The organism is Prevotella melaninogenica ATCC 25845 (assembly GCF_000144405.1).
Classification (GTDB): Bacteria; Bacteroidota; Bacteroidia; order Bacteroidales; family Bacteroidaceae; genus Prevotella; species Prevotella melaninogenica.
The window spans coordinates 1,199,749-1,216,844 of the sequence record NC_014370.1; the positions used below are offsets into that span (position 1 = coordinate 1,199,749).

Annotated in this window: 14 protein-coding genes; 4 read left to right on the plus strand and 10 right to left on the minus strand. The window is 42.0% G+C overall.

Features of this window, described 5'->3' with window-relative positions; all coding sequences use genetic code 11:
* Positions 1 to 4 precede the first annotated feature (4 nt).
* The 4 genes from HMPREF0659_RS04785 (at position 5) to HMPREF0659_RS04800 (ending at position 6,655) form a co-directional block, all read left to right on the plus strand.
* A complete protein-coding gene (locus HMPREF0659_RS04785) occupies positions 5 to 1,411 on the plus strand; it encodes an aminopeptidase P family protein (protein WP_013263925.1) in 1,407 nt (468 codons plus the stop codon).
* A gap of 85 nt (positions 1,412 to 1,496) precedes the next feature.
* Positions 1,497 to 2,699 (plus strand): C1 family peptidase, encoded by a 1,203-nt coding sequence (locus HMPREF0659_RS04790; RefSeq protein ID WP_013264266.1) that lies wholly within the window; start codon positions 1,497 to 1,499, stop codon positions 2,697 to 2,699.
* A 246-nt stretch (positions 2,700 to 2,945) separates the two neighbouring features.
* Entirely contained in the window at positions 2,946 to 4,670 is a 1,725-nt protein-coding gene (gene recJ, locus HMPREF0659_RS04795) for a single-stranded-DNA-specific exonuclease RecJ (protein WP_013264929.1), read from the plus strand.
* Positions 4,671 to 4,762: 92 nt separating this feature from the next.
* Complete coding sequence (locus tag HMPREF0659_RS04800) at positions 4,763 to 6,655, plus strand: RecQ family ATP-dependent DNA helicase (RefSeq protein ID WP_013265008.1); 1,893 nt, start codon at positions 4,763 to 4,765, stop codon at positions 6,653 to 6,655.
* A 294-nt stretch (positions 6,656 to 6,949) separates the two neighbouring features.
* On the opposite strand, the gene HMPREF0659_RS04805 is transcribed toward HMPREF0659_RS04800, so the two are convergent.
* From HMPREF0659_RS04805 to HMPREF0659_RS04850, 10 genes are all read right to left on the minus strand, one after another.
* A complete protein-coding gene (locus tag HMPREF0659_RS04805; protein ID WP_013264528.1) occupies positions 6,950 to 7,714 on the minus strand; it encodes an acyl-[acyl-carrier-protein] thioesterase in 765 nt (254 codons plus the stop codon).
* A 240-nt stretch (positions 7,715 to 7,954) separates the two neighbouring features.
* On the minus strand, positions 7,955 to 9,109 hold the full coding sequence (locus HMPREF0659_RS04810) for an OmpA family protein (RefSeq protein WP_044045882.1): 1,155 nt from the start codon (positions 9,107 to 9,109) through the stop codon (positions 7,955 to 7,957).
* A 678-nt stretch (positions 9,110 to 9,787) separates the two neighbouring features.
* Positions 9,788 to 10,330: a 2-oxoacid:acceptor oxidoreductase family protein gene (locus tag HMPREF0659_RS04815; RefSeq protein ID WP_013264500.1), complete on the minus strand. Its 543-nt coding sequence runs from the start codon at positions 10,328 to 10,330 to the stop codon at positions 9,788 to 9,790.
* 29 nt (positions 10,331 to 10,359) lie between these two features.
* On the minus strand, positions 10,360 to 11,127 hold the full coding sequence (locus HMPREF0659_RS04820) for a thiamine pyrophosphate-dependent enzyme (RefSeq protein WP_013264800.1): 768 nt from the start codon (positions 11,125 to 11,127) through the stop codon (positions 10,360 to 10,362).
* An 18-nt stretch (positions 11,128 to 11,145) separates the two neighbouring features.
* On the minus strand, positions 11,146 to 12,231 hold the full coding sequence (locus tag HMPREF0659_RS04825; RefSeq protein WP_009012057.1) for a 3-methyl-2-oxobutanoate dehydrogenase subunit VorB: 1,086 nt from the start codon (positions 12,229 to 12,231) through the stop codon (positions 11,146 to 11,148).
* 2 nt (positions 12,232 to 12,233) lie between these two features.
* Positions 12,234 to 12,467 (minus strand): 4Fe-4S dicluster domain-containing protein, encoded by a 234-nt coding sequence (locus tag HMPREF0659_RS04830; RefSeq protein WP_004360126.1) that lies wholly within the window; start codon positions 12,465 to 12,467, stop codon positions 12,234 to 12,236.
* Positions 12,468 to 12,479: 12 nt separating this feature from the next.
* Positions 12,480 to 12,659, minus strand: coding sequence for a tetratricopeptide repeat protein (locus tag HMPREF0659_RS04835; RefSeq protein ID WP_004360124.1), 180 nt, complete (start codon positions 12,657 to 12,659; stop codon positions 12,480 to 12,482).
* Positions 12,660 to 13,544: a bifunctional methylenetetrahydrofolate dehydrogenase/methenyltetrahydrofolate cyclohydrolase FolD gene (gene folD / locus HMPREF0659_RS04840; RefSeq protein ID WP_013264555.1), complete on the minus strand. Its 885-nt coding sequence runs from the start codon at positions 13,542 to 13,544 to the stop codon at positions 12,660 to 12,662.
* A 32-nt stretch (positions 13,545 to 13,576) separates the two neighbouring features.
* The gene (gene ffh, locus HMPREF0659_RS04845; protein WP_013264982.1) at positions 13,577 to 14,929 is read right to left on the minus strand and encodes a signal recognition particle protein; all 1,353 of its coding nucleotides are present in this window, start codon (positions 14,927 to 14,929) and stop codon (positions 13,577 to 13,579) included.
* Positions 14,930 to 16,079: 1,150 nt separating this feature from the next.
* On the minus strand, positions 16,080 to 16,988 hold the full coding sequence (locus HMPREF0659_RS04850) for a dihydroorotate dehydrogenase (protein WP_013264533.1): 909 nt from the start codon (positions 16,986 to 16,988) through the stop codon (positions 16,080 to 16,082).
* Between the last annotated feature and the right edge of the window lie 108 nt (positions 16,989 to 17,096).

Here is a 17,096-nt window from a genome sequence, read left to right on the forward strand (position 1 = left end):
AAATATGTTTAACAAAGAAACCTATGTAAAGCGCCGTGCAGAGCTTAAGAAGCTTGTTGGAGAGGGTATTATTATTCTCTTTGGCAACAATGAGTCGCCTGCAAACTTCCCTGCGAATGGATATTATCCTTTCCGTCAGGATTCATCATTCCTCTATTATTTTGGTCAGAAACGTGACGGATTAGTTGGTGTTATTGATATTGACAATGACACAGAAACACTTGTTGGCGATGACATTGATATCGACGACATTGTATGGTACGGTAGCGTTGACTCTGTAAAAGATATGGCTAATGCCGTTGGTGTAGCCAACACTGTCAACATGAAGGGTCTAAAGACCATTTGTAACAATGCGTTGCGAGAGCATCGTAAGGTTCATTTCCTACCTCCTTATCGTGCTGATATTAAGATTCAAATATTCGACCTCTTTGGTATTCATCCTAATCAACAGAAAGAGTCAGCAAGTATGGAACTTATCCGTGCGGTTGTTAAGATGCGTTCTGTAAAGACACAGGAAGAAATTGAGGAGTTGGAGCGTGCTGCTGTTATTGGCTACAAGATGCACACAACTGCTATGATATTGGGTAAGCCAGGTGTAACTGAGCAGTTCGTTGGTGGTCAGGTTAGCGGTATCGCTAACTCATATGGTTCCATGGTATCATTCCCAACCATCTTCTCTCAGCATGGTGAGATTATGCATGGCAATCCTTCGATGGCAGTATTGGAGGCTGGTCGCCTTGCTCTCTGTGACTGTGGTGCTGAGACTGTCAACCACTACTGTTCTGATAACACCCGTACATTCCCTGTAAGTGGTAAATTCACTCAGAAACAATTGGAGATTTACAAGGTCGTAGAGGAGTGCCACGATGCTGCATTAAAGCTTTCTAAGCCAGGTGTTAAGTATATGGACGTTCACTTTGCCATTTGCCGTATCATCTTTGATCGTATGAAAGAACTTGGATTGGCTAAGGGCGACACTGATGCAGCTGTAGCTGCAGGTGCACATGCTATGTTCCTGCCTCATGGACTTGGTCATATGATGGGTATGGATGTTCACGATATGGAGTCTTTCGATCAAATTAATGTTGGCTTCGATGAAGAGACGCGTCCTAACCTTGAGCAGTTTGGTACTAACTGCTTACGTATGGGTCGTCGCTTGGAAGAGGGCTTTGTCGTTACTGATGAACCGGGTATCTATTTTATCCCAGCATTGATTGACGAGTGGCGTGCAAAGAAACATTGTGCCGACTTCCTCAACTTCGATAAGTTAGATGAGTACAAGGACTTCGGAGGTATCCGTCTTGAAGACGATCTTCTCATCACCAAGGATGGGTGCCGATTCATAGGCAAGGATATTATTCCTTATCATCCACAAGATGTCGAAGACTTCATTGCAGCAAACCGAAAGTAAGAAAACATTTAATAATTAATATTTACATCAAGGTTGCCGCAAGAGTATCACTCACAACGGCAACCCCATTTATAAGAAAAAACTTATGAGAAAAACTTTTGTTGTAGCATTGCTCGCTTTGCTTGCGATAGGTGCTAATGCCGCAGACAAGAAAGAGGGTGCAACCTCTAACAAGCCTGTTTTTACTGTAGTAAAGCAGATTCCAATTACAAGTATTAAGGACCAGAACCGTTCAGGCACATGCTGGGACTATTCAACTCTTAGCTACTTCGAGGCTGAGATTTTGAAGAAGACTGGTAAGACATACGACCTCTGTGAGAGTTTCGTTGCTAACAAGACATACATGGAGCGCGCTATTCAGGTTGTTCGCTTCCATGGTGATTGCCAGTTTGCTCAAGGTGGTTCTGCATACGATGTATTGCACACCCTTGAGACTTATGGTATTTGTCCAGAAAGTGCTATGCCATTCCCAGGCTCACTCTATGGCGATTCATTGAACAACTTCAATGAGTTCTTCTCTTTGTTAGAGCCATATGTGAATGGTATTGCACGCAACAAGGCAAACAAGATTTCTGGTCAATGGAAGCAGGGCTTACAGGGTATCCTCGATGCTTATCTTGGCAAGTGTCCAGAGACATTCACTTACGAAGGCAAGCAGTACACTCCAAAGAGCTTCGCTGCAAGCCTTGGTTTGAACTGGAGTGACTATGTAACTATTACTTCTTACACACATCACCCATTCTACTCACAGTTTGCAGTTGAAGTACAGGACAACTGGCGTTTCCCATTGTCTTATAACCTCCCAATGGATGAGATGATGCGTATCATTGATAACGCTGTCATGAATGGCTACACAGTAGCATGGGGTGGCGACGTTAGCGAGCCAGGTTTCACTCGTAAGGGTTTGGCTTACATGGTTGACGGTAAGAAGGTTGAAAGCATGAAGGGTAGTGATATGGCTCACTGGCTTGGTCTTTCTGCTGCAAAGAAGAAAGATATCATCGACTCACTCGGTGTAAACGTACCAGAGGTTGTTCCTACACAGCAGCAGCGTCAGGAGCGTTTTGACAACTGGGAGCTTACTGATGATCATGGTATGCTCATCTTCGGTATTGCTAAAGACCAGAATGGTAAGGAGTATTATATGGTAAAGAATTCATGGGGTGAGACTGGTGACTACAAAGGTATCTGGTACATGACCAAGAACTTTATTGCAGCTAACACCATGGACTACATGGTAAACAAGAACGCTATTCCTAAGGACATCCGCAAGAAGATGGGTCTCTAAAAGAATAAGACAAGTTGAATTGATAATAAAGAACAAGCCTTTCTGATATCATCATTTCAACAATCTATAAATCATAATCAATCCCGCTCTAATGATTTGGAGCGGGATTGTTGTTTTATTATCAATTGGACTAATTAGGCAAATGGTGCTAATATCATAAAAAACAGAACCAAATAATACGCCACATAACATACTCATTTGCCATTTTTTTTGTACCTTTACGGACAGAAATAAAAACAATTTAAAATGCAATTTAAATGGAACTACACTCCACCTGCAGATACTCAGGTCAATGCGGCTAAAGACTTAGGGGAGAAATTGGGGATTAGTCCCATTCTCGCTTCGCTGCTCATTCGTCGTGGTATAACGACGGAGAGTGCGGCTAAACGGTTCTTCCGCCCACAATTAGCAGACCTCATCAATCCTTTCTTAATGAAGGATATGGATGCTGCTGTTGATCGACTCAATGATGCTATGGGTCATAAGGAGCGCATTCTTGTCTACGGAGATTATGACGTAGACGGCTGTACGGCTGTAGCGTTGGTGTATAAATTCTTACGCCAGTTCTATTCAAATATTGATTACTACATTCCCGATCGTTATGATGAAGGGTATGGAGTTAGCAAGAAGGGAATAGACTTTGCTAAAGAAACTGGAGTAAAACTCATCATTATCCTCGATTGTGGTATAAAAGCAATCGAAGAGATAACCTATGCCAAAGAGCAAGGGATAGACTTTATTATCTGTGATCATCACGTCCCTGACGAGGTGATGCCACCTGCTGTGGCGATTCTTAACCCCAAGCGACCAGATGACACCTATCCTTTCAAGGACCTGTGTGGTTGTGGTGTAGGCTTTAAGTTCATGCAGGCATTTGCTAAGAACAACAATATTCCATTCTCTCGTCTCGTTCCCCTACTCGACTTCTGTGCTGTCAGCATAGCGGCCGACTTGGTTCCTGTGGTGGATGAGAACCGTATTCTTGCCTTCCACGGACTAAAGCAGTTGAATCAAAATCCAAGCCTTGGACTGAAAGCTATTGTAGATATTTGCGGTCTGAATGGTCGTGAGTTGTCAATGAGCGATATTATCTTCAAGATTGGACCACGTATCAACGCCAGCGGACGTATGGAGAATGGTAAGAAGAGTGTTGACTTACTTGTTGAAAGAGAATACAGTTTAGCTCTCGATCAAGCAAAGCATATTGACGAATACAACGAACAGCGAAAGGATGTAGACCGTCAGATGACAGAAGAAGCTAACCAGATTGTGGCTCGCTTGGAAAGTCAGAAGCATCAGTCGAGCATTGTTCTCTATGATGAGCATTGGAAAAAAGGTGTCATAGGAATCGTTGCCTCTCGTCTGACAGAAATCTATTTCCGTCCGACAGTAGTCCTGACACGTGACGAGAACCTTGCAACAGGCTCTGCACGTAGTGTAGCGGGATTTGACGTATATGCAGCTATTAAGAGCTGTCGTGACCTCTTATTAAACTTCGGTGGACACACTTATGCTGCTGGACTAACCATGAAGTGGGCAGATGTAAAGGAGTTTCGTAAACGATTCCAAGCATATGTGGAAGAGCATATCGAACCAGAACAACGCGAAGCTATCTTGGACATTGATGCTGTTATTGACTTTAAGGATATCACAAAGAAACTGCATACTGATTTAAAACGCTTCGCACCATTTGGTCCTGGAAACCCAAAGCCTCTCTTCTGTACGTTAGATGTCTACGATTTCGGAACCAGCAAGGTTGTTGGACGTGAGCAAGAGCATATCAAGTTAGAGCTGGTCGATTCTAAATCCAATAACGTAATGAATGGTATAGCCTTTGGACAGAGTGCCTCTGCCCGCTATATCAAGTCGAAACGCTCATTTGACATAGCATACACCATTGAGGATAATGTCTTTAAGCGTGGAGCAGTACAATTACAGATAGAGGATATTAGACCAACTGAAGAGTCTTGATGGTTGATTGAATTTTATTAGTATTATTCGAACGAATAGGCTTCCTTCAAGCCCCTAAAGTTCAAAGTTCAAACCTCAAAGTTCAAAGTCAAATGTCCGACCTTGACATTCTTCATCAATATTGGGGCTATCCTGACTTTCGCGGTATACAGAAAGATATTATCGAAAGTATCGGTTCAGGAAAGGATACCTTAGGACTAATGCCAACAGGAGGAGGAAAGTCTCTCACCTTCCAAGTGCCTGCATTAGCCCAAGAGGGAGTATGCTTAGTCATTACTCCTCTTATTGCATTAATGAAGGATCAGGTTGACCATCTTCGTCATCAAGGGATCACGGCTGCTGCGATTTATTCAGGTATGCGCCATGATGACATCATTACTACTTTAGAGAACTGTACCTTTGGAGGGATAAAACTACTTTATATTTCTCCTGAACGTATAGGTTCTGATATCTTTCAGGCTAAATTAAGACATATAAAAGTGAGTTTCATCACTGTTGATGAAGCCCACTGTATCAGCCAATGGGGATACGACTTTCGACCTTCTTACCTGCAGATTGCAGACATTCGAAAGTTAGTTCCCAATGCACCTATCCTCGCTTTAACAGCAACTGCCACACCAGAAGTTGTTGATGATATCCAAGACCGTTTAGGTTTTAAAGAGAAGAATGTCTTCCGAATGAGCTTTGAACGTAAGAACTTAGCTTATGTCGTACGCCAGACTGAAGACAAAGAGGCAGAGATGGTACATATCCTGCAATCTATACCTAAGACGGCTATCGTCTACTGCCGTAGTAGAAAACGCACGAAGGAGATTGCACAAATGCTCACCGAACATGGAATCTCGGCTACATGGTATCATGCAGGCTTAGAACCTGGCATTAAAGACCAACGGCAGAACGACTGGCAGAACGATAAGATACGCGTTATGGTTGCTACAAATGCTTTTGGTATGGGTATCGACAAACCTAACGTACGTGTGGTTATTCATATCGATAGTCCAAGTTCCTTGGAGGCTTACTTCCAAGAGGCAGGACGTGCGGGACGTGATGGCAATAAAGCATATGCTGTACTCCTTTATAATGGGCACGACAACCGTACGTTGCAAAAACGCATTGAAGATACCTTCCCTCCTAAAGACTATATCCAGACAGTGTACGAACACTTAGCCTACTTCTATCAGATAGGTGTTGGAAGTGGCTATGGATGTATCTTTGAGTTTCCTATTGACAAGTTCTGCAATACCTTTAAACATTTTCCAATACGTGTAAATGCTGCGCTAACAATTCTTCAACGAGCTGGCTATATTGATTATGAACAGAACCCAGACACCAAGGCACGTGTTCGTTTCCTGTTGAATAGAGATGACCTCTACCGACTGGACTCACTTACTGACAAGGAGAATGATGTCGTCACTGCCCTACTCCGTAACTATGGCGGTTTATTTTCTGACAGTGGATATATTGATGAAAGCTATATTGCACAAGAAGCTGGACTCGACAGAAACCAAACCTATATGGTATTGGTTAATCTAAGCAAGAAGCGTATTATCAACTTCATTCCACGTAAGAACACACCACTAATCAGCTACACACAAGACCGTGTTGATGGTGTTGACGTTATCCTTAACAAGAGTGTGTATGAGGACAGAAAGGAGCAATTCATAAAGCGTATCAATTCTGTAATTAATTATGCACAGAATGAACGAGTATGTCGCAGCAGGCAACTACTATCTTACTTCGGGGAAACGAAGTCAAAAGACTGTGAGCAATGTGATGTCTGCCTTTCACATACCAAAGAGGATGATACCGATGAGAAAGAGCTTATCAGAGAACAGCTACTAACTTTCTTAGCAGATGGCCAAAAGCACCCTATAACAGAGATTCGACAGTTAAATGACGATTGGAATCTTGTACAACAAGTAATGCGAGAAATGGTTTTGGAAGAGGAAATCCTTATGGATGGAAGTTTCTTACTTCTACCCTAAACTAATTTTATTCTTTCAAAGACAGATATCATGATTATTAAAATATTCATCAACTCATTGAAGTTTGAACTGATCAAGCTTATAACAAGAACAGAAACACTACACTTCTAACAAGTTTATTTTAAATTACGTTTGCTGTCATTTTAACATATGGAGATAACTTATTATAAAACAAGTAATTATACATCTATAATAAGTGACACGAGTGACAGCAACTCTTAAAGCCAAATTTTATTAGATTACAACACGTATAATTCTGTACTGTAGGTATTGTTTCCTAACGACCGATACGAGTTAAACAAATTGTACCCTACAACGACACACTTCCGTCTCTTCTCCTTCCACATTACTCTTTGTTATCCTTACATTGAAGTCGGTCTCCGTTCCTCGCTGCTCCCGATAGAAGTGAAGTTTATCACCTTGATGTGATTCAGCAACATAAGCTATCTCAAAACGTTTGATACGATGTTGCTTATACCAAGCCACGTCCCACAAGTCTAATATATGCTCGATATATTTGACTGAGTTAATATGTCCATTGATATCAACATCATTATAATAAGTGTCTATTGAACGAACAGGAGTGGCATCAGCAGACATCTTCACACGTGATGACTTCTCTATTGGACAAGAATATTCTGTTTCTATATACTCGGTTATCAAACCACCGCGAACAGCAAGAATGTCTGCAGGCTGACGTGTGTCAAGGTCTATCATTGCCCAGACACTCTTACCATAGCCATAAACATGCCCTGTCTCACCAATCACCTTAAAATTACGGCTTGTAAAGGATTTCAAAGCACTATCGACCCAAGTCTCTACAAAGAACTTATCATATGCCTTCGGCATTTCTTCCATCTCAATAGCCAAGCGGCTCAAAACCCATGTCTTATTAACTGTATTGAGATAGTTCATACCATAACCGCGGTCGTTGCTATGAAAATCGGCAGCATTCAACATATGATTGCCTAAATGCCCCATAAACAAATGATTGGAGAAGTCGCAATGAAACGGCTCCGCCAGAAACTCATATCTACCTATCTTTGATAACTTTTCCATATAACCCTTTTTACACTAACAAGTTATTACAAGCAGTTATACCACTTTGCTTATTTTATATAACGGAGAATCAGTAAGATTATTCTATTATTTGCAAGGAAAACTAAAATGTCATCCTTATTAATAAACCTTATTAAGAAAAACTACACATATAAACAAAACAAAAGAGGATGCACCTAAAAGATGCATCCCCAATATTTATCGTTCGAAGGATAATCCTTCTTAACCTATTCGGTTAGATTACTTTACGTAAACAACTGCAAGACGGTTAGAAGTTACACCCTGTACACCCTTACCAGTTGCCTCGTCAACGATAACACCACGACCCTTGAGGTAGTTAGCAACTACGTCAGCACGAGCCTGTGAGAGACGATCGTTAAGTTCCTTAGAACCCTCTGGAGAAGCTGTACCAACAACCTGAACGTGAACACCCTGCTTAACGTTGTTAAGAGCAGCCTTAGCGTCCTTTGTAAGAGCAGACTTACCCTGAGCGAATGTTACGAATACGAGGTCAGATACTGTGAACTCCTTAACAGAAGGAACTTCCTTAACAACTTGCTTAACAACCTCCTTAGTGATAACCTCTGGCTTACGGTTGCGGAGCTCGTTGATCTGAGCGTTCAAAGCATCGATCTCAGCCTGGTCACGTGGAGTAACGATTGTGAAGTTGTGTGTACCGTTAGAATTAGCAAACTTGTAAACGAGACCAGCATTCAACTGAACGAATGAGTTGTTGATGTTATAAGCTGGCTGACCTGCCTGTGAAGCTGCCTTGTAACCATACTCCTGATGATCAGCTACAGCTACTGGAGCCAAAGCATTACCAGTTGCAACAAGTTCCTTGCTCTTTGACTGACCCAAGAATGCGAAGTTAATAGAAGGCTCTACATAGAACTGGAACTGCTTTGCTGAACCAAAGTTGAAAGCAAAGTCAAGAGCAGCCTTAGAAGTCATACGATTACGCTGATTCTCAGTAGCAGCCTTAACAAGCTTGTTGTTTGTAAATACGTGCATCCAACCAAGACCATAGAGTGCGCTAACCTCGAATGTACGTGGCTCACCCTTGTAACCACCGAACCAGTTGCTAAGGTTTACAGTACCGAGCAAGCTTGCGTTAGTAGCGCGAACTACTGTACCTGTAGAACCCCAAGGCTTGTTTGAGAAGTATGCGTTACCCTCAATAGCAAGACCGAATACTGGAGTGAAGTAACGACCGATACGGATACCAGCGTTTGGATCGAGGTCGCTCAACCACTTATGACCAGTTGTCTTTGTTGCAACACCACCGTTAATACCAACGTAGATGTTATCAAATGTCTTGCTCTCTGCTACAGTCTGAGCAGAAACAGATGCTGCCATAGAAGCAGCAGCCAACATTAAAACTAACTTTTTCATTGTTTTCTCTGAATTAATTAATATTTGTAAAATCTATAATGTCAATGTTTTAATCTCGGTGCAAAGTAATAAAAAAATAATGAAACAACCAAATTTTTTAGAAGAAAAATCTGCACAGCACCCTATATTATGAGCAAAAGCAACCACAAAGAAGGAAATAAAGAACAATGTTTATGTTTTTTTCGACTTAATAATACAATAATATATAAGGATATAAAGCAAAACGGTGCCTTGTAGGGACTTTCTTCTGCGCTATTTATAGAGTTATTATTGCCCTATAAAGATTAAATTGCATATCCTTTCTCATTAAGAAACAGCTTTAAAATAGATAACATTTGGTTACCTTTTATAAAAGTAAGAAAACGTATCATATAAATTAGCTTGTTTGTTACGACCGAATAGCTCTTTTTAATAAAAAGCAAATGAGCCTGCCCTCTATCTTATATAGCAAGCAACTTAACGCTCAGCACCATTCGTGTTTACCATCAGCACAACATGTGCGAAGCAATAACACCACACGTGCGAAGCAATAATACGTCGAAATGCCATTACCAATAAGCAAAGAAAAAAGGAACCCGTAGCATCACTGCTTAGGTCCCTTTAACAAATTAGAGAGTTATAAAAAATCAGGTTCACTTTCATCATTACCACAGAGGACTCTGTGGCAGTGCGATTCGATTACTGCTGAGCAATAATCTTCATACCCTCCTCCACTGCTTCCATATTCAGTGGAATGAGTTTATGGTGGCGTTCTGGCAGACTCTTGAAGAGCGCCTTCTTGAGTCCATCGGTGCTGACTACAGGACAAACCTTAAGCAGACCACCTAAGACAATCATATTAAACACCTTTGCATTCTTCATCTCAGCAGCCTTATCCATTGCATTGATGCGATAGACTGTGATGTCCTTACGAGTAGGAGGATTGAAGACTCCATAACCATCATAGATAAGTAAACCGCCTGGCTTAACCTTTGGTTCGAACTTATCCAGTGAAGGCTGGTTCAACACAATCGCTACATCATACTTGCTGAGAATAGGAGAAGAGATACGTTCATCACTTACAATGACAGTAACGTTGGCTGTACCACCACGCTGCTCTGGACCATAAGCTGGCATCCATGTTATCTCCTTATCTTCCATTAGTCCCGAATAAGCCAGAATCTTACCCATAGAGAGTACGCCCTGACCACCGAAGCCACTAATTATTATCTCTTTTTTCATATTACACCTTAATTTATATGGGAGACGACTTAAAGACCTGTAGTGTCTTTCAAATCTCCCTTTTCATATTCAGGGAACATATTCTCACGCATCCACTCGTTAGCCTTTACAGGAGTAAGTTTCCAACCACTATTACAGGTTGCAACAATCTCTACTAACGAGCTTCCCTTTCCTTGCATACTTGCTTCAAACGCCTTGCGAATTGCACGCTTTGCTTTATTGATTGAAGCAACGGTGTCAACACTCTGACGAGTTACATAGCAGGTTCCTTTCAAGTGACTTGCTAACTCCGTAATGTTCAGATTATAGCCATGCAATTCTGGCTCACGACCGTATGGACAAGTTGCAGTCTTCTGACCCATAAGCGTTGTAGGCGACATCTGACCACCTGTCATACCATAAATGGCATTATTAATAAAGATAATTGTAAAGTTCTCACCACGGTTCAAAGCATGGAGTGTCTCTGCTGTACCAATACAGGCAAGGTCACCATCGCCCTGATAAGTGAATACCAAACGATCTTCCCAAAGGCGCTTAATACCCGTTGCTACAGCCGGAGCACGACCATGAGGAGCCTCCTGCCAGTCGATATCAAGATAGCGATAAGCAAACACGGCACAGCCAACAGGGCATACACCAATCGCCTTATCACTCATTCCCATATCTTCGATTACTTCTGCAACTAACTTATGTACCACACCATGTGAACAACCCGGACAATAGTGCATTGTCGTATCGTTCATCAAAGTAGGCTTCTTATACACCAGATTCTCAGGTGAAATGATATCATTTGCCATAATATACGTCCTCCCTTCTTACTTTACTAACTTTTCCTTGAGTGCCTTAACAATCTCTTCAGGGTCAGGAACGATACCACCTAAGCGACCAAAGTGTTCTACTGGTAAAGCTCCGTTGATAGCCAAGCGCACGTCTTGTACCATCTGACCAGCATTGATTTCGCTTACCAATACACCCTTCTTACCCATGCACAACTCTGCAAGTTGCTTACTTGGGAAAGGCCATAAAGTGATTGGACGGAACAAACCGACCTTTAATCCTGCCTCACGAGCTAACTCAACAGCCTTCTCGCCGATACGTGCAGCACTACCAAAACTAACGATAATATAATCTGCATCTTCGCACTGCTGGGTCTCAAAGCGTACCTCATTCTCACGAATCTGACGATACTTCTCCTGTAAGTGGAGGTTTCTTTCTTCCATTATCTCTGGCTTCAATTCCAAAGAGGTAATGATATTAGGATTGCGATCAGCTGTACGACCCATTGAAGCCCAAGGGCACTCCTTACGGATTTCCTCCTCTGTACGACGTGGCTTCTGTGGAGGAAGGACAACCTTCTCCATCATTTGACCAATCACACCGTCAGAAAGAATCATTGCAGGGTTACGATACTTGAATGCTAACTCGAAAGCCAAGTCAACAAAATCAGCCATCTCCTGTACAGAATTTGGCGCCAATACAATCACATTGTAATCGCCATTACCACCTCCACGTGTTGCTTGGAAGTAGTCACTCTGACTTGGCTGGATAGTTCCAAGACCTGGACCACCACGCTGAACGTTAACAAAGACGCCTGGAAGTTCTGCACCAGCCATATAGCTGATACCCTCCTGCATCAAAGCTACACCAGGTGATGAGGAACTTGTCAGCACACGCTTACCAGCGCCAGCACCACCATAAATCATATTGATTGAAGCCACCTCGCTCTCAGCCTGAAGAACAACCATACCCGTTGTCTCCCAAGGCTTCAATGCTGAAAGTGTCTCAATTATCTCACTCTGAGGAGTGATAGGGTAACCGAAATAGCCATCAGCACCGCAGCGAATAGTTGCATGAGCAATAGCCTCATTACCCTTCATAAGTTTTACATCTTGTTCTGCCATAATTATTCCTCCACTTTTTTACGATAGACTGTGATACAGCCATCAGGACAAACCGTAGCACAAGCAGCACAACCAATACAATCATCTGGTCGTGCAGACTCTGTATACGGATAGCCGTGGACATTAACCTTTTTCTGAGCCAAAGCAATAACATCTTTCGGACATGCAACGATACACAACTGGCATCCTTTGCATCGATCTGTGTTTACCACAATGGCACCTTTCATCTTGCTCATAGTTTTTGTATTTTAAGGATTATACGCATCCTTGTTATAGAAGTTGAGAATATTCTCCACCATCTCTTTTGCGATTACTGCTGGAGAATTAGGGTCCAACTCGATAGCCTCCATATAATTGGCTAAGGCTTCTTGCCAGTCGCCTCTCTGTCGGCATTCATTACCTCGTTGGAAATATTCTTCTGCTGTCATCTACTTATAGTATTCTTTCTTGCCTGCAGCAAGTGTATTTTTCATTAGTGAACAGATGGTCATAGGACCAACACCACCTGGAACAGGTGTAATGAAAGAGCAGAGAGGAGCAACCTCATCAAATTTCACGTCACCACATAGTCTGAAGCCACTCTTACGTGCCTTGTCTTCAACACGTGTTGTACCGACGTCAATAACCACTGCACCTGGCTTTACCATATCAGCTGTTACAAATTCAGGTCTGCCAATAGCTGCGATAATGATATCTGCCTCCTGACACTCTTTCTTCAAATCCTTTGAACGAGAGTGGCACACGGTTACAGTTGAATCACCATACTGTTTTTGCATCATCAACTGTGCCATAGGCTTACCAACAATATTGCTACGACCTAAGATAACACACTTCTTACCAGAAGTCTCAATATGATAATGCTGCAACAAGGTGAGGATACCCAATGGTGTAGCAGAGATAAAGCAAGGAAGACCGATAGCCATACGCCCCACATTGATAGGATGGAAACCATCCACGTCCTTGCGATAGTCAACAGCCATAATAATCTTCTGCTCATCGATATGCTTTGGCAAAGGAAGCTGAACGATGAAGCCATCAACGTCCTCATCCTTATTCAGCTTATCCACACAAGCCAAAAGCTCTTCTTCTGTCACATCAGCCTCAAAACGAATGAGCGTAGACTTGAATCCACATTGCTCACAAGCAATTACCTTATTCTTAACATAGGTTTCACTTCCGCCATCATGTCCCACCAAAACGGCAGCCAGATGAGGTTGTTTACCACCTGCGACAACAATCGCCTTCACTTCTTCGGCAATCTCCTGCTTTATCGCAGTTGCTGTTGCCTTTCCGTCTATTAACTGATATTCCATAGTAATGATATTATTTGATGAATATGTGTCTTTTACATCTTCGGCATATTTGGCATTCCCGGCATACCCTTCATCTTGCTCATCATACCAGCCATCTTCGAGCCAGTAACCATCTTCATCATCTTACGAGTCTGGTCAAACTGCTTAATGAGTCGGTTCACCTCTTGTATATTGGTACCAGAGCCCTTAGCAATACGCTGACGACGAGAGTTGTTGAGCAGTTCTGGATTCGTGCGTTCCTTCGGTGTCATACTCTGGATAATTGCCTCAATACCCTTGAAAGCATTATCATCAATATCGACATCACGGATAGCCTTGCCTACTCCAGGAATCATAGAAGCGAGGTCCTTTAAGTTACCCATCTTCTTGATTTGCTGTATCTGATTATAAAAATCGTTGAAATCAAACTGGTTCTTCTGAATCTTCTTCTGCAGACGCTTTGCTTCTTCCTCGTCGAACTGCTCCTGTGCACGCTCTACAAGCGAAACAACGTCACCCATACCCAAGATACGGTCTGCCATACGACCCGGATGGAACACATCAATAGCCTCCATCTTCTCGCCCGTACCAATGAACTTAATAGGCTTTGTAACGACTGTACGGATTGACAATGCCGCACCACCACGTGTATCACCATCAAGCTTTGTGAGAACAACACCATTGAAATCCAAACGATCATTGAACTCTTTGGCTGTATTCACTGCGTCCTGACCTGTCATTGAGTCAACAACAAACAGTGTCTCATCAGGATGAACATGATTCTTGAGACTCTCAATCTCGTTCATCATCTCTTCATCAACCGCCAGACGTCCAGCTGTATCGATGATGACAACATCGTGACCCTTTGCCTTTGCCTCAGCAAGTGCGTGATCAGCAATCTCATTCACATTCTTGTTCTCAGGCTCGCTATAGACAGCTACACCTACCTGTTCACCAACAACCTTCAACTGGTCGATAGCTGCAGGACGATAGACGTCACAAGCAACCAACAAAGGATTCTTATGCTCCTTTGTCTTGAGCATGTTTGCCAGTTTACCAGAGAATGTTGTCTTACCAGAACCTTGTAAACCACTCATAAGAATGATAGAAGGACGACCTGATAAATTCAGACCGACAGCTTCACCACCCATCAACTCAGCCAACTCATCATGTACAATCTTAACCATGAGTTGTCCAGGCTTAACGGCTGTGAGAACGTTCATACCTAACGCCTTCTGCTTTACGGTATCAGTAAAGGTTTTTGCAACTTTATAGTTAACATCGGCATCAAGAAGCGCTCTGCGCACGTCCTTCAGGGTTTCTGCTACATTTATCTCTGTTATCTTTCCCTCTCCCTTGAGAATCTTAAAGGAGCGTTCAAGACGATCACTTAAATTTTCAAACATTGCTTTTAAAAGTAAACTTACTATTTTCTTATTCTATCTTACAAAGATAATAAAAAGGAAAATAATACCGCAAGCGAACGACCCCTATTTTAATGTATTTTAAAACACAAACCTTATAATAATGCGCATATAAATAGACTTTGTGCAAAAAAATGTAAAACAAATCATGCTTAACACCTACTTTTGCACTTAGAGTGAGAAGAGAACGTAAGACATAACAAAAAAGAGGTTCTTCCGAAATATGGAGTGATAAACAAAAAGGTCTTATATAATAGGCACACGGAGTCACGGAGGGGACGGAGGTTATGCAATGTTACGGAGGTGCCGACGGCACAAAGAGCGACGGAGGCGTAGCGTACAGATTCTTGAGAAGTCTTTCGGGATAAACTCTTTGTATATAAATTACTAATAGAAATGGCAAACAAGCTCCGTCGCTCTATGCACCGACGGTGCCTCCGTGACTTCCATTGCTTTGTTTTAATAATCCTCCGTCCTCTCCTTTTCTCCGTGTGACATTTTGTTAAAAACCTAACCTTAAGTGAAAAACCTTATCACTTCAAAATCCTGAAGATCCATTCAAAAGACTTAATAAATAAGGTAGAACTATTCACTCCTCGTGCAAGGAGAGATTAAGCCTCACCCCATTTTGTCCTAATTTTTCACAAACTCATTTTGAATTGATGCTCAATTCGCTTCTAAAAGACGCCCAATAAGCTTGCAAAAGGTGCCCTTTTGGAAGGTTACTAACGCCCTTTTGAATCCTTATTAAGCACCTTTTTGTACAGTACATTATAACTAACTGATAATAGGACAGTTACAATCACTTTAAAATTAACCATTTCTTGCTTTTTTGAAGCATAAGAAAACGAATAAATGTAAATATTTTTTCAACCACAAACAACATAATAAGGTTCTTTTAAAATAAGCGTGATTGAGTTTATCACATTACTATAATTTATTCGTCTACCATTTACGAAAATATAGAAATAACCAAGAAATGATTGCTGCCCACAAAGAAAACTATGCGGATGAACACAAAACGAAGTACCGACAACGCTCTACCAAAAAGTAAAAACGATGTCGGTACTTAGTTTATTAGGAGTAATCTTCCAAGTAAAGGGTAGCTCCTACTTATTTACGTCCTATAAAGCTATGCAAGACAGTTGATGATTTCCGTTACAGACTTACAGCCGTGACGGTCGAGCCAGTCATTAATGCCATCGCGCACCTTTATCGTAACCTGTGGATCAAGGAAATTCGCAGTTCCTATCTGGATTGCTGTAGCGCCTGCCATAAGGAACTCAATAGCATCCTCAGCTGTTGAAATACCACCTAAACCGATGACTGGTATCTTCACAGCCTTTGCCACATCATTGACCATTCTGACCGCTACAGGTTTTACAGCTGGACCACTCAAACCACCCGTACGGATGCTCAACTTTGGACGACGACGCTCTATATCAATCGCCATTCCCATCAACGTGTTAATCAGTGACACAGAATCAGCACCCTCATCTTCGCAAGCACGTGCTATGCTGGCTATATCGGTGACATTAGGAGAGAGCTTCACAATCATGGTCTTGTGGTAATGCTGGCGAACAGCCTTCACTATAGAAGCGGCTCCAGAGCAAGTGACACCGAACAACATACCGCCTTCTTTCACATTAGGACAAGAGATATTCACCTCGATAGCTGGAATCCCTTCCAATGCATCAAGTTTCTCTGCGGTCTCTGCATACGTTTCGGGCGAATTACCACTGACATTGACAATCATATTCGTGTCGATATCTTTTATCTGAGGATAGATATGCTTGATGAAGTAATCTACTCCCTTATTTTGCAAGCCTACGCAGTTAAGCATTCCCTGAGGTGTCTCTACCATACGTGGATAGTCATTTCCCTCACGTGGTTCCAGTGTCGTACCCTTGACGATAATACCTCCAATTTCCTCCAATGGTACGAAATCAGCAAACTCCAAACCATAGCCAAAGGTGCCACTGGCTGTCATTACAGGGTTCTTGAGCTGCAAGTCATTTATCTTTACACTTAAATCAGCCATTTTATAATCATCTATTTTTACAAAACTATGTGATTGTATGATTCCTCTTCCTATTTAGTACTATTAATATAATAGGTATAATAAAAGGGAACTAAGCTTCAACCACTC